General features: G+C 43.0%; 18 protein-coding genes. 10 read left to right on the top strand and 8 right to left on the bottom strand.

Annotated features, from left to right (window positions below):
* Positions 1–2: 2 nt before the first annotated feature.
* Positions 3–1,544: a GH3 auxin-responsive promoter family protein gene (locus VS868_RS13220; RefSeq protein WP_266070318.1), complete on the bottom strand. Its 1,542-nt coding sequence runs from the start codon at positions 1,542–1,544 to the stop codon at positions 3–5.
* A 168-nt stretch (positions 1,545–1,712) separates the two neighbouring features.
* On the opposite strand from VS868_RS13220, the gene VS868_RS13215 reads away from it, so the two are divergent.
* The 3 genes from VS868_RS13215 (at position 1,713) to yidC (ending at position 5,625) form a co-directional block, all read left to right on the top strand.
* Entirely contained in the window at positions 1,713–1,946 is a 234-nt protein-coding gene (locus tag VS868_RS13215) for a DUF3820 family protein (protein WP_266070319.1), read from the top strand.
* Positions 1,947–2,083: 137 nt separating this feature from the next.
* Positions 2,084–3,721 (top strand): CTP synthase, encoded by a 1,638-nt coding sequence (locus tag VS868_RS13210; protein WP_345598192.1) that lies wholly within the window; start codon positions 2,084–2,086, stop codon positions 3,719–3,721.
* Between the two features lie 65 nt (positions 3,722–3,786).
* On the top strand, positions 3,787–5,625 hold the full coding sequence (yidC, locus tag VS868_RS13205) for a membrane protein insertase YidC (RefSeq protein ID WP_266070321.1): 1,839 nt from the start codon (positions 3,787–3,789) through the stop codon (positions 5,623–5,625).
* Between the two features lie 82 nt (positions 5,626–5,707).
* On the opposite strand, the gene VS868_RS13200 is transcribed toward yidC, so the two are convergent.
* Positions 5,708–6,682: a fasciclin domain-containing protein gene (locus VS868_RS13200; RefSeq protein ID WP_266070322.1), complete on the bottom strand. Its 975-nt coding sequence runs from the start codon at positions 6,680–6,682 to the stop codon at positions 5,708–5,710.
* Positions 6,683–6,771: 89 nt separating this feature from the next.
* Between VS868_RS13200 and VS868_RS13195 the strand changes: the two genes are divergently transcribed.
* The 4 genes from VS868_RS13195 to VS868_RS13180 all read left to right on the top strand — a co-directional run bounded on the left by VS868_RS13195 (position 6,772) and on the right by VS868_RS13180 (position 10,254).
* On the top strand, positions 6,772–7,452 hold the full coding sequence (locus VS868_RS13195) for a hypothetical protein (protein ID WP_345598188.1): 681 nt from the start codon (positions 6,772–6,774) through the stop codon (positions 7,450–7,452).
* 58 nt (positions 7,453–7,510) lie between these two features.
* Entirely contained in the window at positions 7,511–7,912 is a 402-nt protein-coding gene (locus VS868_RS13190; RefSeq protein WP_345598186.1) for a hypothetical protein, read from the top strand.
* Positions 7,913–8,060: 148 nt separating this feature from the next.
* Positions 8,061–9,248 carry a tRNA 2-thiouridine(34) synthase MnmA gene (gene mnmA, locus VS868_RS13185; protein ID WP_345598184.1) on the top strand — a complete coding sequence of 396 codons (1,188 nt, stop codon included), beginning with the start codon at positions 8,061–8,063 and terminating at the stop codon, positions 9,246–9,248.
* Positions 9,249–9,309: 61 nt separating this feature from the next.
* Entirely contained in the window at positions 9,310–10,254 is a 945-nt protein-coding gene (locus VS868_RS13180) for a nitronate monooxygenase (protein WP_345598182.1), read from the top strand.
* Here the strand turns inward: VS868_RS13180 and VS868_RS13175 are convergent.
* The 4 genes from VS868_RS13175 to guaA are packed head-to-tail and all read right to left on the bottom strand — an operon-like array spanning position 10,251 to position 14,664.
* Positions 10,251–10,799, bottom strand: a complete 549-nt coding sequence (locus VS868_RS13175; RefSeq protein ID WP_345598180.1) for a DUF922 domain-containing protein — start codon at positions 10,797–10,799, stop codon at positions 10,251–10,253. The genes VS868_RS13180 and VS868_RS13175 overlap by 4 nt on opposite strands.
* Positions 10,777–11,193 (bottom strand): OsmC family protein, encoded by a 417-nt coding sequence (locus VS868_RS13170; protein WP_345598178.1) that lies wholly within the window; start codon positions 11,191–11,193, stop codon positions 10,777–10,779. Before VS868_RS13170 ends, VS868_RS13175 begins: the two co-directional genes overlap by 23 nt.
* Positions 11,193–13,124, bottom strand: a complete 1,932-nt coding sequence (locus tag VS868_RS13165) for a LysM peptidoglycan-binding domain-containing protein (RefSeq protein ID WP_345598176.1) — start codon at positions 13,122–13,124, stop codon at positions 11,193–11,195. The genes VS868_RS13170 and VS868_RS13165 overlap by 1 nt, the downstream gene beginning before the upstream one ends.
* Before the next feature lie 10 nt (positions 13,125–13,134).
* A complete protein-coding gene (gene guaA / locus VS868_RS13160) occupies positions 13,135–14,664 on the bottom strand; it encodes a glutamine-hydrolyzing GMP synthase (protein ID WP_345598174.1) in 1,530 nt (509 codons plus the stop codon).
* An 87-nt stretch (positions 14,665–14,751) separates the two neighbouring features.
* Between guaA and VS868_RS13155 the strand changes: the two genes are divergently transcribed.
* Complete coding sequence (locus VS868_RS13155) at positions 14,752–15,477, top strand: SIMPL domain-containing protein (protein ID WP_266070332.1); 726 nt, start codon at positions 14,752–14,754, stop codon at positions 15,475–15,477.
* Between the two features lie 197 nt (positions 15,478–15,674).
* Positions 15,675–16,226 carry a DUF2071 domain-containing protein gene (locus tag VS868_RS13150; RefSeq protein WP_345598171.1) on the top strand — a complete coding sequence of 184 codons (552 nt, stop codon included), beginning with the start codon at positions 15,675–15,677 and terminating at the stop codon, positions 16,224–16,226.
* 1,040 nt (positions 16,227–17,266) lie between these two features.
* Here the strand turns inward: VS868_RS13150 and VS868_RS13145 are convergent.
* Together VS868_RS13145 and bshC are read right to left on the bottom strand one after the other, a co-directional pair.
* Positions 17,267–18,631, bottom strand: coding sequence for an aminotransferase class V-fold PLP-dependent enzyme (locus VS868_RS13145; RefSeq protein ID WP_345599837.1), 1,365 nt, complete (start codon positions 18,629–18,631; stop codon positions 17,267–17,269).
* 5 nt (positions 18,632–18,636) lie between these two features.
* Positions 18,637–20,256: a bacillithiol biosynthesis cysteine-adding enzyme BshC gene (gene bshC, locus VS868_RS13140; protein ID WP_345598169.1), complete on the bottom strand. Its 1,620-nt coding sequence runs from the start codon at positions 20,254–20,256 to the stop codon at positions 18,637–18,639.
* Positions 20,257–20,373: 117 nt separating this feature from the next.
* On the opposite strand from bshC, the gene VS868_RS13135 reads away from it, so the two are divergent.
* Positions 20,374–22,857, top strand: a complete 2,484-nt coding sequence (locus VS868_RS13135; protein ID WP_345598167.1) for a M14 family metallopeptidase — start codon at positions 20,374–20,376, stop codon at positions 22,855–22,857.
* Positions 22,858–22,866: the final 9 nt, after the last annotated feature.

Here is a 22,866-nt window from a genome sequence, read left to right as displayed (position 1 = left end):
GATTATTGTTTATTGTTTATTGAATATTGTTTCACGACGAACTCTTCCCACTCTGCAAACTTTTCTTCATTCATTACCTTTTCCATTTTCACCTGTCCGCCTTTCTTTTTATTGGCTGCGCTCCACGAGGTAAACATCTCGGGAGAGGTTTTCACGACCTCCACCCCTTTTAAAGCTTTACTGCGGGCCACCCCATAGTTTTTATTGGCTTCCTGGAGGGCTTTATCCAGGGCTGCTGCCAGTTCTTCGTTATTGATTTCAGCTTCGGTACCCAGGTACCATTTATGGATGTATTCCCTGTCTTTTTTAATCGCGGCCACAGTAAACTCGGGGATGGTAATATTGAATTTTTGTTCCATTTCTTTAATGGCATCATTCATTTTATTAACCGATAGCTGAGAACCCACCACATTCAGAAAAAATTTTGTTCTCCCCGTGATCCTTATCTCCAGCCGGTCTACGTCGGTGAATTTTACGGTATCACCAATGACATATCTCCAGGCTCCCGAAACCGTACTAATTAACAGTACGTAATCTTTTTCGGGCTCTACCTTTTCCAGTGGCAGCACGGGGGCATCGGGGGTTACAGCGCCGTTTTCTCCAATATATTCAGGCTTAAAAGGCACAAATTCGAAATATATCCCATTGTCAACAACCAGCTGCATTGATCGGGTTTCGGGCCGTGACTGAAAAGCCATAAATCCCTCGGAAGCCAGGTAAGTATCTATCACCACCAGCGGATGGGAAACAAGTTTATCAAAAGCTTTTTCATACGGTTCAAAGGCAACTCCACCCGTTGAATATACCATAAGATTTGGCCAGATTTCATGAATATTGGAAGCATTGTGATATTCAATGATCTTTTTGAGCATAAGCTCTGTCCATGACGGGATTCCGGTGAGGGCGCCTATATCCCAGTTTTTGGCCTCTTTTGCGATTTGCAGTACCCGCTCATCCCAATCTTCAATTTGGGAAATCTCTACCCCGGGTTTGTAAAAATTACGGAACCAAAAAGGGATATTGCTGGCACTAATCCCGCTTATCTCTCCTTCTTCGTGGTCTTCAACCTGCTTAAGATCGGTGGAACTGCCCAGCATCATGATCTCCTTCTGAAAAAAATCGGAAGGCAGGTCGTAATTCGCCAAAGAAGCCACCTGTTTGATCCCGGTTTGGCGAATTGCCTCTACCATATCATCGGTAACGGGAATTCTCTTGCTCGATTTACCCGTAGTACCCGAACTCAGCGCAAAATAAGGAGGTTTGCCGGGCCAGGTAACATTTTCTTCCCCCTCGTGCATTTTGCTCCACCACTCTTCATTGATCTTATTGTAGTCAAAAATGGGAATTTGGCGGGCAAATTCTGCCTTTATGTCATCTGCTTCTAAAAGTTCTTCAAAATTGTAATGTAGACCAAAAGCAGTATTTTTTGCCTTTTTAAGCAGGTTTTTCAAGACTTCGGCCTGCGCTTCATGGGGTTTGGGTTCCGAAGAAACTGCATCGGTTACCTGGATTAGTCCTTTTATTATTGATCCTATTACTGCCATTGATTCCTTTTTGGCTGAAATTACTCAAAAGCTCATTATTTACCAGAAAACCCTGGCGGAATTACCAAGATTTTAACCTTTCAAAAGATCTGGTGCCAGGCTGAAATTCTTCAGAAATACTTCGGAAAAAATCCTTCTCAATTTTGCCATTTTTGAGACCTTAGCGGCATGGATCTTAAACCAGATTACAAAGCCCTTCTCGATCTCGCTCATGCGAAGATGCATTTTGGCAAATACAAAGGCCGATATCTTTCAGAACTACCGGAATTCTATCTGGTCTGGTTTAGGCAACAGGGATTTCCGAAGGGAAAAACCGGAGATCAACTACAGCAGGTGCTGGATCTTAAAGTGAACGGCATGGAAGATATCCTGCGGACTATTAGAAGAAAATACCCGAGATAGCGCAGTTTTGCCGGTATTTTACTAAGATTTCATTCCTTAAAGTTTTGCTAACATATTCTCCTGCAAATGGTTTCTTTTTCTTTTCTTCTTTGTAATTTAGCGCCCTGAATAAAAAGACGCACAAACATCTCTCTACAATGGCTGAAACCAAGTATATCTTTGTCACCGGCGGCGTTTCCTCTTCGCTTGGAAAAGGCATAATTGCTGCTTCCCTGGCAAAATTACTGCAAGCGCGTGGATACAAGACCACTATTCAGAAACTGGATCCTTACATCAACGTTGACCCCGGTACGTTAAACCCTTATGAGCACGGCGAATGCTACGTCACCGAAGACGGGGCAGAAACCGATCTCGACCTGGGGCATTATGAACGTTTTCTAAACGTGAACACCTCCCAGGCCAATAATGTTACCACCGGCCGCATCTACCAAAGCGTAATTGAAAAAGAGCGCCGCGGGGAATTTTTGGGGAAAACCGTACAGGTTATTCCGCACATCACCAATGAGATTAAGGAGCGGGTACAGTTACTTGGCAACAACCACGAGTATGATATCGTGATCACCGAGATTGGCGGAACTGTGGGGGATATTGAATCCCTGCCGTACATTGAGGCTGTGAGGCAGTTAAAGTGGGAATTAGGAGATGACAATGCGCTGGTAATTCACCTTACGCTGGTTCCCTTTCTCTCGGCAGCTGGCGAACTTAAGACGAAACCTACCCAACACAGCGTGAAGACGCTCATGGAAAGCGGACTTAGGGCCGATATCCTGGTATGCCGTACCGAACACGAACTCTCTGACGACATAAGACGTAAACTGGCACTTTTTTGCAACGTAAAACAGGAAGCTGTTATACAATCTATAGATGCTTCTACCATTTATGACGTGCCAAATATGATGCTGCAGGAAGGCCTGGATACGGTGACTTTGAAGAAGCTTAACCTTCCCGATGACACCACCCCAAACCTTACACAGTGGAATGAATTTTTAAAGCGTCACAAGAATCCAAAACATGAAGTGACCATTGGCCTGATAGGTAAATATGTAGAACTTCAGGATTCTTATAAATCTATTCTGGAAGCTTTTATTCACGCCGGTGCTGCAAATGAAGTGAAGGTAAAAGTAGAAAGCATTCATTCTGAATTTATCAACCAAAGCACTATACAGAACAAGATCTCTCACCTTGACGGAATTTTAGTTGCCCCCGGATTTGGGGAGCGTGGAGTTGAAGGAAAGATTGATGCCGTGCGTTTTGCAAGAGAGCACAAATTGCCCTTTTTGGGTATTTGTCTTGGGATGCAAATGGCAGTAATTGAGTTTGCCCGAAATGTACTGCAACTTAAAAAGGCAAATTCTACAGAGATGGATCCCAACACACCTCACCCGGTGATTGACCTTATGAAGGAGCAAAAGGAAATTACCCACCTTGGTGGTACCATGAGGTTAGGCTCGTGGGAATGTACCGTAAAAGATGATTCTACTGCCAAAGAAGTTTACGGCACCAACCAGATCTTTGAAAGACACCGCCACCGCTACGAATACAACAATCAATACACCACCCAAATGGAATCTCACGGCCTTAAAAGCACCGGAGTAAATCCTAAAACGAACCTGGTAGAGATTGTAGAAATAGAAGACCACCCGTGGTTTGTTGGGGTGCAATATCACCCCGAATATAAAAGTACGGTTGCGAACCCGCACCCTCTTTTTATAGCTTTTATTAAAGCTGCAAAAGAATACTCACAGAAAAAAAATAATGCCAGCCTGGCACAATAGTCTTTTTTGGTCACAATTTTGACTGGCAATGACAGCGGAAAGATCCGCGTTTATTAATTTTTATAATGGAAGAAAAAAAATTAGATATTAATTCTTTAATAGGATTCCTTCTCATTGGGGGAATCCTGTTATGGATGTTGTACATGAATCCTTCGGCTCCCGAAGTCGTGGAAGAACCGGCAAATGATGAAGTTGTAGTCACTCCCGATGCGCAGGAAGAAGTGCCGCAGTACGATGCAGTACAGGAGACAGATTCGGCAGCGGTAGCCCGGGCAGCAGCCAGGTTGGGTGCATTTGGATATTCGGCTACTTTACCTTCAGCTTCAGAGAATACCACTTCAGTTGAAAACGATGTTCTTGCTTTGAATTTTTCAAACAAAGGCGGATACCTTTCCGAAGCAAGGATGAAGAATTACAAGACCTTTGATTCTATTCCTGTATACCTTATAAAAGATGATAATGCATCTTTTAACCTCAGTTTTTCAACTGTAGATGGCCGGGTACTCAATACAAAGGATCTTTATTTTGAGCCGACTGTAACCAAAAATGGAGACAACACCATTGTTTCGATGAAACTTAAGGTTTCTCCTGAAGAATTTCTTGAATATCGTTACGTGCTGAAGCCTGGCGAGTACATGATAGACTTTACGGTTAGATCACAAGGTTTAAATGACGTTCTAAATTCTTCGGCACCTATAGTTCTGGATTGGAAACTTAAAGGCTACAGGCATGCAAAAAGTATCACTTATGAAAACCGGTACACCAAACTTGTATATGAGTATGATGGCGGTAACGATGATGAAGTGAACGACGGGGAAGATGAAGAAAAGGACATTTCTTATGTCGCTTATAAACAGCATTTCTTTACATCTATACTACTTACTGACACTCCTTTTGAAACCGGAACATTTGAGGCAGAAAACCTTGTGGAAGATGAAGAAGTAGATACATTATACACCAAGGCCTTTGCTTCTACCATGCCGCTACAGCTTAACGGCGGGGAGCTTAATTACAACATGAACTGGTACTATGGCCCCAGTGATTACAAGATCCTTAATGATTACGACAGGAACCTTGACGAAATAATGCCCCTTGGATGGGGAATCTTTGGCTGGATCAACAGGTATTTATTCATTCCTTTCTTTGCCTTTATTACCAATTACATGGGGTATGGGATAGCCATTATTGTAATGACTATTGCAATTAAACTTGTGCTCTCCCCTGTTCAATACAAGCAGTACCTCTCACAGGCAAAGATGAAGGTTTTAAGACCTGAGATCAACGAGCTCAACGAGAAGTACAAGGACAACCCAATGAAAAAGCAGCAGGAAACTATGAAGCTGTACAGTAAAGCCGGCGCCAGCCCTATGAGTGGTTGTCTTCCTGCCTTAATGCAGCTGCCGGTATTCTATGCGCTCTTCATGTTCTTCCCCAGTGCTTTCCAGTTAAGGCAAAAAGGCTTCCTTTGGGCAGATGATCTTTCAAGTTATGATAAGATTGCAGAGCTTCCTTTTTATATACCTTTCTACGGAGATCACGTGAGTTTGTTTCCAATTCTCGCCTCTATTGCCATCTTTATCTATATGATGATGACCACCGGGCAAACGATGCAGAATACGCAACAGCCGGGAATGCCTAACATGAAGTTCATCATGTACCTTTCCCCGCTCTTTATGTTGATCTTCTTCAACAACTACGCAAGTGGACTTTCACTGTACTATTTGACTTCAAACCTTATTACTATTGGAATCATGCTGGTGATCAAAAACTTCATTATTGATGAAGATAAGATTCACGCACAAATCCAGGAGAACAAGAAGAAGCCTAAGAAACAGGGGAAATTTGCCCGCAAGATGCAGGAGATGATGGAGCAGGCAGAACAACAAAAGAAAGGAAAGAAATAACAGCTTTTATTTACCAGTAAAAAAGAAGAGCCCGGGAATTTCCCGGGCTCTTCTACATTTAACCAACCACCAAAACAATCAATTACATAGCAGGTAACAAAACAGTATCAAGAACATGAACAACACCGTTATTGGCCTGTACATCTACAACTATAATATTTGCTGTTCTTCCACTGGCATCAGTGATCACTGCCCCATTATCAAGGTCTATAGTGAATGACTGCCCCAGCAGCGTAGAAACTTCCATATCATCTGTAAGGGCCGATGATCTTACGTTTGCCCCGGCCACTACGTGATAGCTCAATACCGACGCCAAAACATCTTCAGGGATATCATTTAAAGAGTTCAATTCCAGCTCTCCAAGCAAAGCAGCAAAAGCTTCATTTGTAGGCGCAAATACTGTAAATGGCGCGGGTGAACCGGTTTCCATAAGAGTAGATACGAAAGTAAAATCATCTTCCCTGGTAAGTGCTGCCACTAAACTATTAAAAGTAGGATCGGCAAGTGCAAAAGTAACAACGCTTGGTAAGCCAATCACTTCATCTACTGCATGTATAATTCCGTTATCTACCTCAATGTCGGCTGCAGTCACAGTGGCTACTCCGTTGATCATCACCCCATTTTCTGTACTTATATACATAGAAAGGTTTTCTTCGGAAGCACTTCCGGTAGCCATACTTTCAATATAACCTGTAGAAAGATCGGCTGCCATAATTTCCCCCATTTGTACATGGTTGAGCAATACCTGGGTAAGCAGGTCTACAGGAACATCAGCAAGGGTAGAAAACCCGTTATCAGAGAGAAAAGCAGCGAATGCATCATTATCGGGTGCAAATACCGTATAATTTTGTGTTCCATCTAGCGTTGCAGTAAGACCGGCAACTTCGAGTGCCGCAGCAAGAGAAGAATAATTGTCATTTGACGCAACAAAGTCGGCTATAGTGTTAGTCTCCACAACCGGAACGGCAGTGTCATCGTCATCATCGCTACAGGCTGTAAAAGCCAATACAAAAAATAGGCCCGCCGCTATTTTTTTTAAGTTTAATAAATCTTTCATTTGTAGTTTATTTTAAGTTACAATTCAAATCTAAAGTAAAAGAACAAACAACAATGTTTAAGTTTAGTTAATTTTTTTTAAACAAAAATATGTCAGCAACATTTAAAACATTCAGCGCCTTATACTTAATACTTTTATTGACCTCCCCTGCTATGGCTCAAACCTCGCTCAACGCCTATGATAACAGAGGAGAGAAGCATGGAGACTGGATAGAATATTATGACAATAACCAGTCCCAACCAAAATTTGAGGGCAGATACGAACATGGAAAAAGAATCGGATTGTTTAAATTTTACCAGGAAGGACTTAAACATCCTGTTGCCGTAATGAATTTTGACCCCAATTCTGAAAAGGTAGCAGCAAAATACCTGGCGCAGGATGGAAGTACAATAAGTGAGGGCGAATTTACAGGTCAACAACGCACCGGTACCTGGACCTACTACCACCAAGATTCTGATGATGTGATGATGACAGAACAATATGTGAACGGGGAATTACACGGGCAGAAGAAAATCTATTACGATAATGGTCAACTTGCCGAAGAAGCCACATATAATAAAGGACACCTGGATGGCCCCCGAAAACTATATTCTGTTAAAGGCGTTGTTCTTGAAGACCTGCTCTATAAAGCCGGTAAACTTCACGGCCCTGCAAAGATCTATAACGGCAAAGGTGAGCTTGTAAGCAAGGGGATTTATGAAAACGACAAACACCACGGCACCTGGAAATACTACGAAAACGGAAAACTTAAAGAAGAAAAAGAATTTTAAGCAATCCTCAACATTTATAGATTTAATATATTTACCAAAACCCTAAAAAATGAACCTTATGAAAAAGTTTTTAATCTTATTCTTATCGCTTGGAATTTTCAGCTTCACTTCATGTAGTGATGACGATGATGCAGCACCAACCCAAACCAGTATTGTAGACACCTGGGTACTTACCGCTGTAAGCCCACCGGTAATTGACCTGCAATGCCCTCAACCTTCTACTATCACTTTTACAGCTAATGGAACAGCAAGCTGGGAACTTTATGCAGCCAACAATGACTGTGTTCTGGAAGACAGCGAAGGTGCCTGGGAAAAAAAGTCTGATAACAATTACACCATCTACATTCCGAATCTTCAGGCAGTAAATGGCACTATTGACTTTGATGGTTCTGATAGCTTCACCTTTACTACCAACATATCTGGGGTGAATGCTGTCTTATCCTTTGACAGGCAGCTATAGACGGCCTCCAGCCAAAACAACATAAAAAGCAGCCCTGCCCGTTCTTCCAGTTCGGTCAGGGCTGCTCTCTTTCTACTCTCCAAAAGTGGCAAATTTTCTGTATTTTTGCAGCTTAATTCAAGACCTTTAAAAAGGGGAAAGAAAGATTATGAAAAGAGTAGTTGTAGGTTTATCTGGCGGTGTAGATTCAAGTGTTGCAGCCTATCTGTTAAAAGAGCAGGGCTATGAAGTTATTGGCTTGTTCATGAAGAACTGGCATGATGAAGGGGTAACAATTTCCAAGGAATGCCCGTGGCTGGACGATTCAAATGATGCCATGCTGGTAGCCGATAAACTCGGAATTCCGTTTCAAACCGTAGACCTTAGCGCCGAATACAAAGAACGTATCGTAGATTACATGTTCAACGAATATGAACGTGGCCGCACGCCAAACCCCGATGTACTTTGTAATAGAGAAATCAAATTTGACGTCTTCATGAAGATCGCCCTTTCTCTGGGTGCCGATTATGTTGCAACAGGTCATTATTGCCGCAAGGGAGAAACACAGGTTGATGGTAAAACGGCTTTTCAACTGCTTGCGGGAAAAGATAAGAATAAAGATCAGTCATATTTTCTTTGTCAGCTTTCACAGGAGCAACTTGCAAAAACACTGTTCCCTATAGGTGAACTTCAAAAAAGCGAAGTGAGAAAAATTGCTGCGGAACAGGATCTTGTTACTGCTGAAAAAAAGGACTCACAAGGACTTTGTTTTATCGGGAAAGTGAGACTTCCGGAGTTCCTTCAGCAGAAGTTGCAACCTAAAGAAGGTGACATCGTAGAAATTCCTGCTTCAGAAGAAAAATTTCAGTCTGAAACCAAAGAATTTCAGAATAAACTGGAAGAGCTACAATTCATGTCCCGTAAATATTCATATCAGCCTTCCGAAGGTAAAAAAGTGGGGCGTCACCAGGGGGCTCATTATTTTACCAAGGGGCAACGAAAAGGTCTTGCCGTGGGTGGTACCCCCGAACCTCTTTTCGTAATTGAAACCGATGTGAAAGAAAACGTGATTTACACCGGACAGGGAAAAGACCACCCCGGAATTTACCGTCGTGGCCTCTTTATTTCTCCCGATGAGATACACTGGGTGCGGCCCGATTTAAAGCTAGAGACAGATGAAGAAATGCCCATAAAAGCCAGAATTCGTTACCGGCAGGAACTTCAGGAGGCAAGGCTTTACCAAACAGAGCACGGCCTCTATATTATATTTGACAAAGCACAACCTTCTATTACCGAAGGCCAGTTTGTGGCCTGGTACCGGGAAGATGAATTAATAGGTTCAGGAGTAATTTCTTAACTTCGCAAAAGAACTTTTTAACCCTGTCGTGGTTTCACGACAGGGTCTATACCCGCCAATTATGACCAACAACAGGATCACCCAACTCTTTGACATAAAATACCCCATAATACAGGCCGGCATGATTTGGGCCAGCGGCTGGAAACTTGCCAGCGCCGTGAGCAATGAAGGAGGACTGGGAATTATTGGTGCAGGCTCTATGTATCCTGAAGTTCTTAGGGAACACATCCAAAAATGTCAAAAAGCCACCTCCTTTCCTTTTGCCGTGAATGTCCCTATGCTCTACCCTAACCTGGAAAAGATCATGGAGATCATCATTGAAGAAGGAGTAAAAATCGTCTTTACCTCTGCCGGAAACCCGAAAACATGGACTCCCTATCTACAGCAAAAAGGAATCAAAGTGGTTCATGTGGTAAGCAGCGTGAAATTTGCCCTTAAAGCTGAAGCCGCCGGTGTAGATGCAGTGGTAGCTGAAGGTTTTGAAGCCGGAGGCCACAACGGAAGGGATGAGACCACAACTTTTACCTTAATTCCCATGGTTAGGGAACAAATCAAAATTCCGCTTATAGCCGCAGGAGGTATTGCCACCGGCCGCGGAATGCTGGCTGCGATGGTTCTGGGAGCCGATGCCGTGCAGGTGGGTAGCAGGTTTGTTGCCTGCAATGAAGCTTCGTCTCATCCAAACTTCAAGGAAATAGTGGTACAGGCCAAAGAAGGAGATACTGTGCTTACTCTCAAAGAACTCGCTCCTGTAAGGCTATTGAAAAACCGCTTTTTTGAGCAGGTAACCGAGCTGTATGCTACAAGCCCTACAAAAGATCAACTCATTGAACTGCTGGGACGTGCAAGAGCTAAAAAAGGCATGTTTGAAGGAGATCTAGAGGAAGGAGAACTGGAAATAGGGCAGATTTCGGGATTGATCCACGACATCAAACCTGCAGCCGAAATTATTCAGGATATGCTCAAAGAATTTGAAGCAGCCAAAGCCGAAGTCGCCAGCTTTTAAGAAGAGAATTCCTCCAGCTTTTTCAGTTCTTCATTAACCAATATTTGCCACTTGAGCTGGGCTTCTTTATTCATACTATGCCCTGTCTCTCTGTCAAATTTTTGCTGCATGAGTGCCCGCTCCTTTTCAACATTTTTATAGATCTCCTGCAAAGAAGATTTTACCTCCCTGCTCTTTTTGAAATCAAATTCCACCATCGCTTTCCGAAGCTTTCGTGCGTGTAATTCTGTGATATCAAAGTGCAGCTGCTCATGAGCCAGCAGGTGGACAGAATTACTGTCTTTCACCCACGATCTCTGCGGGTTGAAAAAAGATTCTACTTCAAATTGATATTCTTTACCTAATATAGATGTTTTAAGCGACCAGGAGTATGAGATGCCCGAACTGGTATTTGCAGAAAAAGGGCTGTTAGGATCTGGTGCGGCCTGAAAATTCTCCCAGGTGAGAGCGTTTTCCTCCCATCCTATCTTTTCTTCCGGCACCTGGGCCTGCGCTCCAAAAGAGGCTAACAGAATTAAAAGGCTACTTAGAAATGGTATTTTCATAGTGAAAACTAATGTCCAGAACGATATCGGGATGCAGGCTGTACAGCACCGGACATGTCTTTGCTGCGCGCTCCAGGATCTTCCTGTTTTTCTCATCATAGGAAGCCGGAAAGTTAAGTTCAACTTTTATGCCTGAAATCCTTCTTGGATCTGCAGCCATAGTTTTTGTGATTCCGGCAGTGGTTCCTTCCACATTAATACCCATATCTCTGGCCTTAATACCAATAATGGTCATCATACAGCTTCCCAGGGCTGTGGCGACCGTATCGGTGGGAGAAAAAGCCTCTCCCCTTCCCTCATTGTCTACGGGCGCATCTGTAATAAAGGTATTACTGCTTTGTAAATGTTCACACTGGGTTCTTAGATCGCCCAGATAAGTCACTTTTGAAGTCATTATCTAACTACTTTTAAATTGAGGTCCCTTCCGTAGGATAAGATATAAACCGAGTTATTGATATAGCCACCATCGGGACGTATTCCGTAACTGAATTTATTTTCTACATACTGGGTAGTGCTGTCTGTCTTTAACGACTCATAGAGATTTTCTGCCGAAGCCAGCCTCAACAGCACATCATAAGTCACATCAAAACCTCTTACTGCAGCAGCATTTGGCACTACGCCATACTTTTCGACATATTTCTCAATAAAATTCCGGTTCTTTTCAGGATCAAAATTACGATCAACAGAAGGGTAATGGAAATTGAGTTTCCCCAAATGACTATTGGAAATATTATCACTTTCAAAAGACTTATTCCTGTCGGTTGTCAACAGCGTGATCTTGTATGCATCGGCAATAGAATTAAGGTATGAAGTGGCATTGCTCAATACTCCAATCTTGCTCGACTCCAGGATGATCCAGTTAGGACGGGTTTTATCCAGAGCACCTGCAACCTGCGCCTGATTGATGGAACCACCTTCTGAGGGCGTTACCAACCTGGCAGCGGGAAAAGCAGCAGAAAGCCGTCTCCTGTTCTCGGCTGCGCTCCCGTCGGCAATGATCACAAGGTTCTTACCTGCAGAATTTTCTGAAATAAATGAGATCATCGCTTCACGCAGCATCTCGTCTGTAGGACGGGTTTGCAGATAATTATCGAGAGCGGTAATTTGATTTTTTGAAAGAGGGGAAACCACAGGAATATTCCTACGTTCCAGGCCTCTTGCGGCAGTTTCTACGGTAGACTGTAAAAGTGGCCCAATCACAGCATCAACGTTATCAAAATTTTGGGTGTTGAGCAGCAAATTAACCTTTCCGGGATTTTGCTCGGTATCCAATACAGTAAGATCTGTAGAGATTCCCAAAGTCTTAGCTGAATCTACTGCCATTAAAATTCCGGTGTAGAAATCGAGAGACAATTGCATTACCTGGTCTTTCTTGATCCTTTCGGCATAATTATCAGATGTGTCGGTAACTACAAGTTTATTCTTGTTGAACGGCAACATCACCACCAGGTTCTTTGTTTTATAATTATTGATCTTACGCTCCAGGTTTACGTATTCTTCAGCCTCATATTCACCTACACCTTCAGCAAGCTCAATATTTGGAATTTTAAGCACCATACCCGATTTTAATCCGTCGGCAAGTGCCGGGTTTAGAGACACCAATGAATCACGACTTATTCCGAAGCGACGGGTAAGACTAAAAATGGTCTCCTGCGGCTGTACCTGGTAGTACTTGAAAAGTTTACCGTCTACATCAACCACCTTCTCCACATTGCCGTTCCTCACCGTGATCACCATCCCCGGTTGCAGGTTCTGCATGTTTGGATTAAGCCTTTGCAAATCGGCAATGGTAATGTTGTATTTCCTGGAAATGCCGTAAAGGGTTTCCTGCGGAAGCACCACATGCTCCTTCACGCTTAGATCAAGAATATTTGACGGTGAAGGTGAAGTATTAGGATTGTTGGCTACTGCGGCAGGTTTACTTTTAGGGATCCTGATCTTTTCTCCCCTGCGAAGTTCTTCGGAATAAAGATGTTTATTGAATCTTTTTATGTCTTCAATACTCACATTATACTCCTGTGAAAGACTAAAAAGTGTCTCTTTCCGCTTCACGCGATGAGTCACAAATTTTTGATCTTCCTGTGCTGAAGTCTGTATATCTTCATCCCTACCGCTATTAAGAGGCACTACCAGTTTTCCATCGGGCTGTATCCCGCGACGGGCATCGGGGTTGTACCTAAAGAGCGTTTCTTCAGAAATATTGTATTGCCTTGCAATTTCCGCTGTTGTTTCCCCTCTCTTTACAATGTGGTATTTATACTCTTGTGCAAAAGCCTGAACAGCGAACATTTGCAAAAAGAGAAAAAGAACTGCAATTTTTTTCATAGATCATTGTTTATTCCCACTCAATAGTGGCAGGCGGTTTAGAACTTATGTCGTACACTACCCTATTAACGCCTTTAACTCTGTTAATTATTGTATTGGAAGTTTTTTGCAAAAAATCATACGGTAGATTCACCCAGTCGGCCGTCATCCCATCGGTAGATTCAACTGCACGCAGGGCAACTACTTTTTCATAGGTTCTTTCATCTCCCATTACACCTACCGAGTTCACTGGCAAAAGAATTGCTCCTGCCTGCCAAACCTTGTCATATAACTCCCATTCTTTTAATCCATTCACAAAAATGGCATCAACCTCCTGTAAAATACGAACTTTTTCGGGAGTGATGTCGCCAAGAATCCTAATCGCCAGTCCGGGTCCGGGAAAAGGATGTCTTCCCAATAGTTCCTTATCTATCTCCAGCTCTGCTCCTACTCTTCTCACCTCATCCTTGAACAACATTCTCAACGGCTCCACTACCTTAAGCTTCATATAAGCAGGTAAACCGCCCACATTGTGGTGAGACTTGATGGTCACCGAAGGCCCGTTCACCGAGACAGATTCAATAACATCGGGATAAATGGTTCCCTGTGCCAGGTACTTCACATCTTTTATGCGGTGAGCCTCATCGTCAAATACATCAATAAAGGTCTTGCCTATCGCCTTCCGCTTCCCTTCAGGGTCTGAGATTCCTGCCAGAGCATCCAAAAAACGTGCCGAAGCATCAACCCCTTTTACGTTAAGGCCCATGTGCTTGTACTGGTCAAGCACGCTTTCAAATTCATTCTTTCTTAGCAGGCCGTTATTTACGAAGATGCAGTAAAGGTTCTTACCAATGGCTTTATGAAGAAGTACGGCGGCAACGGTAGAATCCACGCCTCCGCTTAACCCTAACACTACTTTATCATCGCCTATTTGTTTCTTAAGGTCGGCTACCGTCATGTCTACAAAAGCTTCCGGAGTCCATTCCTGCTCAACTTTTGCAATGTTTACAAGGAAGTTTTCCAAAAGTTGTTTTCCATCTGTTGAGTGGTAAACTTCGGGGTGGAACTGGATGGCATAAGTATCTTCTCCGTCTATGCGGTAAGCGGCATTCAGTACATCTGGTGTACTTGCCAACCTCACCCCATTCTCGGGTAATTCTTTAATAGTATCACTGTGGCTCATCCATACCTGTGAGTTTTCAGTAATATCGGCAAACAAGGCTTCATCATCTTTGATCACCGAAAGATTAGCGCGGCCGTATTCTCTTATTTCTGAAGCTTCTACCTTTCCGCCGTTAAAATGCGCGAGATATTGCGCTCCATAACAAACGGCCAGAACCGGAAGCTGCTTCCTAATCTTCGAAAGATCAGGGTGTGGCGCATCTTCTGCTCTAACAGAAAAAGGACTTCCCGAAAGTATTACAGCTTTAAAACCGGAAAGATCAGTTGGAATTTTGTTGTAAGGGTGAATCTCGCAGTAAATATTGAGTTCTCGAACCCGGCGGGCAATCAATTGTGTGTATTGAGAGCCAAAATCTAAGATAAGGACGTTGTTGTGCATGCGCAAAAATAGGAATTTGAGGTAAAATTAACCCCTGTGCCGACTTATTTTATATCTTTAAACTTAAAATCGTTCAGTTTACCCCCTATGAAATACATTGCTCCCATCTTCGTATCGGTCGCCATAGTACTGGCCGCCTACATTGCCGGTAATTTTTATCTCAAAAGAGCCACTCCCCCCGGAGTCATTGCAGTAACGGGATCGGGAAGTGAAGATTTCACTTCAGACCTTATTGTGTGGGAAGGGACGTTTTCTCAAACCAGCATGGAGCTACAGGCTGCTTTTGAAAGACTCAATGCAGACAAAGAAACCGTAAGACAATACCTCATTTCAAAAGGTATAGACGAAAAGAATATCGTCTTCAATTCGGTAAAGACTACCGAACTTAGAGAGGCACAATACCAGAATGGCAATTATGTAGGAGAAATCTTTAAGGGCTACCAACTCCAGCAAACCGTAAAAATTGAGTCTACAGATGTGCCTATGGTCGAAAAAGTATCACGGGAGATCACCGAACTTCTCCAAAAAGGGGTGCAGTTCAATTCTACTCCTCCCCGCTACTACTACACAAAATTAAGTGACCTCAAGATCCAGATGATCTCGGCCGCCACAGAAGATGCTCGTATAAGGGCCGAAAAAATTGCCCAAAACAGCGGTAGCGAACTGGGATCTTTACGCAGTGCCGATCTTGGCGTTTTCCAGATCATTGGCCAGAACAGTGGCGAAAGCTTCACCTGGGGCGGCGCCTACAACACTGCCGATAAGAAGAAAACAGCCTCGGTGACCATGAGGCTGGAGTTTGAAATAGACTAAGAAAATATCATCTTTAACTGGTAAAAATACCTTCTGAAAATGTCATTTTTGGAAGGTATTTTTGTTTAATCTTCAGCTCTTTTCTGAAAGTTTTATGCTGAAGGATTTACCTTTCCAGAAATTCTAAATTTTTCCCAAACTGACTAATTTCCTCTCATCCTTTCGATATTTTTGGGTAAAACCCATTAGTACAAACCATGAAACTGCATATTTCTTCTGAATTTAGGAAGGTTGCCCTTATAAAATACGCTATTCCTGCTGAAGTAGTGGAGAAATACCTGCCAAAGCACACAAAACCCGACCTCTACAACGGATTATGCATGATAAGCCTTGTGGGTTTCCAGGTAAAAAAGCTAAAAGTAGCCGACGTGAAATTGCCATTTTTGAAGGATTTTGAAGAGATTGATCTTCAGATCTACGTCAGGCGTTTTGATGGTGCAAAATGGCAAAAAGGAGTGGTGGTTATACACCGCATCTTAGAGCAACCGGGCTCTGCCATATTGGCAAATACCATATTTAAAACCAACTATATAGCCCTTCCCACAAGTAGTGCTGTAGAGGAAACACAGGACGATATCAAAGCGAATTATTCCTGGCAATACAAAGGTATACAGCAAAATTTTTGGGTAAAAAGTAACCGCCTCCCTGCACCATATGATAAGGACAGCAAAGTGGCATTTTTTCTAGATCGCTCTTTTGGATACATCAAAGCCCGGGAAAAGACCTACGATATGCGCTCAATCACGTAGACTGGCATCTTTACACTGTAGAAGAATATGCCGTTGACGTCGATTTCTCCCGGCAGTTCGACCCTGCGTTTAATATCCTCAATTCCCAAACACCGCATTCTGTTATCTTTACAGAAGGTTCAACAGTTGAGATTGGGGAGAATGTGGAGGTTACTTCTTGAGATGTGAGATAAAATTTCTCGCAGAGAGCGCAAAGAACTTTCGCAGAGGCCGCTAAATCACCCAAAATATTCAAATTCCAGAATTGGAATATTTCATTTTCCCGCAGATCACGCAGATTTCCGCAGAGAAAAAAAGACATCCGTGAGTATCCGTGGCTTTAAATTAAATATCCCCACATCTTCAAATTAACATATCATCAAATTTTCAAATCAATTTTTCCCGCAGATTTCACAGATTCCCGCAGATTAAACTACAGGATCTAATTTCACACGAAGAGCACAAAGAGATTGCGTAAAGAACTCTATCCATAGAACATCTGTGTATCTGTGGCTTTTAAATTCACGATCCCAAAAATCTTCAAATTCTCAAATCAACAAATCTTCAAATTAATTTTTCCCGCAGATTTCCGCAGATTAAACTACAGGATGCAATTTCACACGAAGAGCACGAAAGTTTAAATAAGCTCACAAAGAGATTACGTAAAGAACTCTAAAAATAGAAAATCTGTGTATCTGTGGCTTTTAAATTCACGATCCTAAAAATCTTCAAATCAACACATCTTCAAATTTTCAAATCAATTTTCCCCGCAGATTTCCGCAGATTAAAAAGACACTACTGTATCCGTGGTAATTAAACTACAGGATCTAATTTCACACTAAGAGCACGAAGGTTCAAATAAGCTCACAAAGAGATTCTGTAAAGAACTCTAAAAATAGAATATCTGTGTATCTCTGGCTTTTAAAACACGGTTCCCAACCTCTCGACTCCGCTCGAGGTGACATGACCGCTCGACTCCGCTCGAGGTGACCTGGTTTCCACTTGAATCTAATCCCGAATCCTGAACTTTAAATCTTGAATTTTGAATCTCAAATTTAGAATTATTTCATCGTTTCCAAAATAGCATCAATATCGGCTTCGGTGGTTTCGGGATTGATGAAACAGAAACGCGAAATAGTTTCTCCCTTCCACTTCGTGGGCGTTACTAAAGCCATACCTGATTTGTGATTTCTATAGGTCCAGTCGCGGTACTCGTCGGGAGTCCAGCCTTTTCTTCGGAATAAAACTACCGATAAACTCGACGGCCTTACCAGTTCAAGGTTGTCATCCTGCTCAATCTTTTCAGCAGCAATCCTTGCCAGCTCAATTCCTTTTTCAATGGCAGTGGTATACTTATCGGTTCCGTGCATTGCCAGGGAAAACCACAAAGGCATTCCGCGGACCCTTCGGGTAAGCTGAATCTGATAATCGGAAGGGTTAAAACCATCTGCACCTCCATCTTTAAAGATCTCGAGGTAAGCCCCTTTTTGTGAATGGGCTTCGGCGGCCAGGCTCATATCCTTATAAAGAATAGCCCCACAATCGTAAGGTGAAAAAAGCCATTTATGAGGATCGATCGTAATACTGTCGGCCCTTTCAATTCCGTTGAAAAGGTGGCGTACAGAAGGTGCGGCAAGTGCGCCGCCACCATAAGCAGCATCTACATGAAACCAGATCCCTTCTTTTTCACAAACATCGGCAATAGAATCCAGCTCATCTATGATTCCGGCATTGGTAGTTCCGCCGGTAGCTGCCACTGCAAAAAGCCTTTTTCGGTCCTTCTCTTCGAGCTCATCAATAGCCGATTGTAACGCATGCCCTCGCAGGTTTTCATCGGGACAATCGATCATCACCACATCGGCATCCATCACTTTAGCCATTGCCTGTATTGAGGAATGGGCGCCATTTGAAGTGAGCAACAAAGCCCGCACCCCAATATTGGCCGCATCTTTCTTTCTCCAGGCTTCGCGCGCAGTAACAAGCCCCGAAAGATTTGCAGCCGTACCACCACTGGTAAATACTCCAAAAGAGTCTTTTGGAAGCCCGGTAAGGGAAACCAGCCACTTCATGGCCTGATTCTCACAAAAGATCCCGCCGGCACCTTCCATCCAGTAAGCGCCGTGAATACTGGAAGCCGATGTCACCAGGTCAAACATAATGGCCGCACGGGTAGGCGCAGCCGGCACAAAGGCTAAATGGCGAGGGTGATCTATAGGCACAGTAGCCTTCACCAAAATATCCCGGAACATCTTAAAAGCAACTTCCCCTCCAATACCTTTTGGCGTGACAGTTTCTCCAATCTTTTCAAACAGCTCCTCTTCTCTTTGGGGAGAACCCAGCTCGGGCGTAACATTTGAGATACGGTCAACAGTATATTTCATTACATCGAGCGTCATTTCGACCAGGTCGATGTCTATCTTATGCATTTTCGTCATAGCGAAATAATATCAAATTTTAATTCAAGTGGTTTTAGGCTGTCCAGCAAGGTTGGGATGAGCGCATCTCCATACTCCAGGTAAAATTCTGAAAAGTTATGATGTCTTTCCTGAAGCCCTTTGCCGGGAAATAATTCATTTTGCAGGCTTGCAATTCTTGAAACCTCATCTTCAAGCTTTCTTTTCTGGGCTTTTAGCAGTCGTTTTTCAAGGTGATCAAGGCCTTTAAGCTGTTTCACCTCCTGTGCTTTTACAGCGTTCAGGAAAGATTTATCGGTCTGTTCGGCCAGGCTGTACATTTCCTGAAATTGCTTCACCAAATGCTCTTTTTGAGAGGAAAAGTCAATGTCTATATTAGAAATCCTTCTTACTTTCCGGTTGATCAATTCATGGGATTTCAGGAAAAGTTCGGGTAAAGAGATGTTCAGTTTTTGCCTTTTTTGATCCTGCTTTTCTGTTTGAAGCAAGGCCGAATTACGAATCAAAAGTATTGGAAAGGTAACCTCTGCCTGCTCAAAAAGCTGTTTTAGCTGAAACCAGTACGCCAGTTCACCTCCGCCGCCAATGTAAGACAGATTTGGCAAAATAACTTCCTGATACAATGGGCGAAGCAGAACGTTGGGACTGAATTTTTCAGGATGTTCTTCAATAACCTGCTCTAATTCTTGACGGGTCCAGGAAATCTCGTGGTCATGGACAAAGAACTTTCCATTCTTCTCAATAATGCGTTCACGCAAACCTTCCTGCATGTAAAACAGGTTGAGCTCCCGCGGATTCACCTGTACTTTATATCCTTCTTTCTCTAAAGCTTCAGTCTGTTGCTGCACACTATTAAAAGAAACCTGCTCAAAAAGCTCATTTTTGACAAGCGGTATATACAATCTCTTGAGCTCTGGCTCATGTGCGTCAAGGATGACGAGCCCCTGCTCTTTAAAAAGTTCATTGGCCAGGTAACGGGTGGCATCGGCAAGATTATCGTGCTCCAAATATGCCTTTTTAAACCATTCTTTGAGCTGCTGTGCATTTTTGCTACTCCCAATTTCAGCTGAAAAAAGTTCAAAGACATCTTCAAGACCATCGGTAGGCATTTCTCCCACAGGTCCGCCGGTCTTCTTTGATTTTGGAGGATTCCACTGAAATTTCTTTCCGTGGAGATGGAAAAAACTGATCTCCTCAAAGTCATGATCTTCGGTCGCCATCCAGTACACCGGCACAAAATTGTACTCGGGATACTCTTTTTTGAGATCGGTCGCAAGATTTATTGCGGAGACGATCTTGTAAAGAAAATAAAGCGGACCGGTAAAAAGGTTGAGCTGATGCCCTGTTGTCACGGTAAAAGTGGTGTCTTTCTCCAAAAGGTCAATGTTCGAAAGACTTGCTTTAGAAGCATTTATATTTTGATATTGCCGCTTCAGGGTTTTGACAAGAACGGCACGTTTTTCGCTTCCGCCGTGGCTGCTGAAGTTCTCTTTTTTTGAAAGGATCTGCTTTCCGAAGTTATTGAGGTCAGGGAAAAGCTCGTAAAACTGCTTAACATTCTCTTTTTGATCCAGATAATCGGTTACTAATGAAGTAAAGTAGTTCGTTTCCCGATACGAAAGAGAATTTTTCTGCATTGAAATGAATTTTCGCAAATATACAATTAAGAGCGTTGGCGGTAAAATCAATAAAAAGATATTGAGAACGATAAAGTTTTATATTTACCTCTAATTTGAAAAATGAGATTTTCCCCTATGAACAAAATTACGGTTTTATTCACAGCACTTTTACTGAGTTTTCAGTTAGCTTTTGCGCAACAATCTCCCGAAGAATTTCTAGGTTATCCACTGGGCACCAGTTTCACGCCCCACCACAAAGTGGTTGAATATTTTGAACACGTGGCAGAAAATTCGCCACTTGTGCAGTTCCAAAAATATGGGGAAACCTATGAAGGCAGGCCTCTTACCTATGCCATTATTTCTACGGAAGAAAACCTGCAAAACCTGGAGCAGATACGCCAAAGCCACCTGCAGAATGCCGGTTTAACTGAAGGTACTTCTTCTTCAGCTGCCAAAAAAGGCATTGTATGGCTTAGTTATAATGTTCACGGAAATGAAGCTTCGAGTACAGAAGCGGCCATGAAGACCATATATGAACTGGCAACCAAAAGGCAGGACTGGTTACAGGATTTGGTGGTGATCATGGATCCTGTTGTGAATCCCGATGGCCGGGACCGTTATGTGAACTGGTACAAGCAGGTAAAGGCCACACCATCTAATACTTCGCCCATGGCTGTAGAGCACAATGAGCCCTGGCCGGGAGGACGCCCCAATCATTATCTTTTTGACCTGAACCGTGACTGGGCCTGGGCTACTCAAACAGAGACAAGGCAACGTCTGGAAATTTACAACAAATGGATGCCTCACATTCACGTAGATTTTCATGAACAGTACAAAAATGCGCCCTATTATTTCGCACCTGCCGCCGAACCGCTACACGATGTGATCACAACTTTTCAGAAGGAATTTCAGAAAGAAATAGGATTGAATCACGCCCGCTATTTTGATAAAGAAGGCTGGCTCTATTTTACAAAAGAAAGCTTTGATCTCCTCTATCCCAGCTATGGGGACACCTACCCTACTTATATGGGAGCTATAGGAATGACCTATGAACAGGCAGGGCATGCCGGGCTTGCTGTTGAGACCGATCACGGATATATACTTACGCTTGTAGACCGGGTACAGCATCACCACACCACCGGAATTTCTACAGTAGAAATTGCCGCGAAAAGTGTTGACCGGCTTAATGCTGAATTTTCAAAGTTTTACGACAACAGCGGAAAAAGTGCAGTGAATTATGTCTTAACCGGGCACCAGGATAAGCTGGACCTGCTAAAGGAATTACTTGACCGCCATGAGATTGAATATGCAATGACGCAACCCGGAAAAGTAAAAGGATTTAATGCTCTTGAACAAAAGAAGAGAACTTTTGATGTTGATCAAAATTCACTGGTAGTAAGTACAGCCCAACCAAAAGGCAAGATGGTACGTGTGCTTATGGAACCTTCTACCAACCTGGCCGATTCCCTTACTTACGATATCACTGCATGGAGCCTGCCGTATGCTTATGGCCTGGATATTTTGAGTACCCAATCTTCAGTTTCAAGCCTTGAGGCTAAGGATGCCACCGCAATAAATAACACACCTGCACCAGCAGCGGCGGCTTACATCTCTGGCTGGAACAGCATGAAAGACGCAAGATTCCTCACAGCGCTTCTTGAAGCGGGAATCATGGTGAGATTTACTGAGACAGCTTTGGAGACTTCCGGAAAAAAATTCGCTCCGGGTAGTCTTATTATCACTAAAAGCGACAACAGGAACAAACAGGATTTTGATGAACTTCTTGCCCGTCTTGCCAACGAACACGGAAGAGAACTTACTGTAGCCAACACCGGATTTTCAACCTCAGGGCCAGATTTTGGCTCTTCACAGGTAAAGATCATAAACACCCCCAGAATTGGCATTTTAAGAGGGGAAGGAACCTCTTCTCTCAATTATGGAGAGTTGTGGTATTTCTTTGAACGGGAACTCAATTATCCTGTCACCTCTATTGATACGGGATATTTTGGGAACGTTGACCTTATAAAGCTCGATGTCATTATACTTCCCATAGGCAGTTACAGTGATCTTTTTGATGAAAAAGGATTAGCAAAACTTACAGATTGGGTGAAGAACGGCGGAAAAGTGATTGCCATTGGTAACGCTTTAAAAACCTTCGCCGGAAATGAGGATTTTGCCCTGAAGCAGAATGAGAAAAAAGAAACCGACAGTATTTCAAAACCAAACCTGGTGCCTTATGCTCAAAGGGAAAGAAATGAGATTAAGGATCTTATAACAGGAAGCATCATAAAAACCCAGATGGACGAAACCCATCCCATGGCTTTTGGATATGAAGACACCTACCTCAGCTTAAAATTAAGTAGTGATAGTTACAATCTTTTAAGTGACGGCTACAATGTAGGTTACCTGGGGGAATCCCCCGAGATCGTTGCCGGATTTGTGGGAAGTGAGGCAAAAGATAAGATCAGGAATTCGCTGACCTTTGGAGTAGAACCTATGGGCGAGGGAAGTTTTATATACCTGGTTGACAATCCGTTGTTCCGGGCCTTCTGGCAAAATGGAAAACTTCTTTTCGTGAACTCCATCTTCCTGGTTGACAATAGTGAAATAACTAACTAATAAAATAAA

The sequence above is a fragment of the Salinimicrobium sp. 3283s genome, assembly GCF_039602225.1.
Taxonomy (GTDB): Bacteria; Bacteroidota; Bacteroidia; order Flavobacteriales; family Flavobacteriaceae; genus Salinimicrobium; species Salinimicrobium profundisediminis.
The sequence above is the reverse complement of the archived record's forward strand: the minus strand, read 5'-3'. Positions and strand labels throughout refer to the sequence as shown.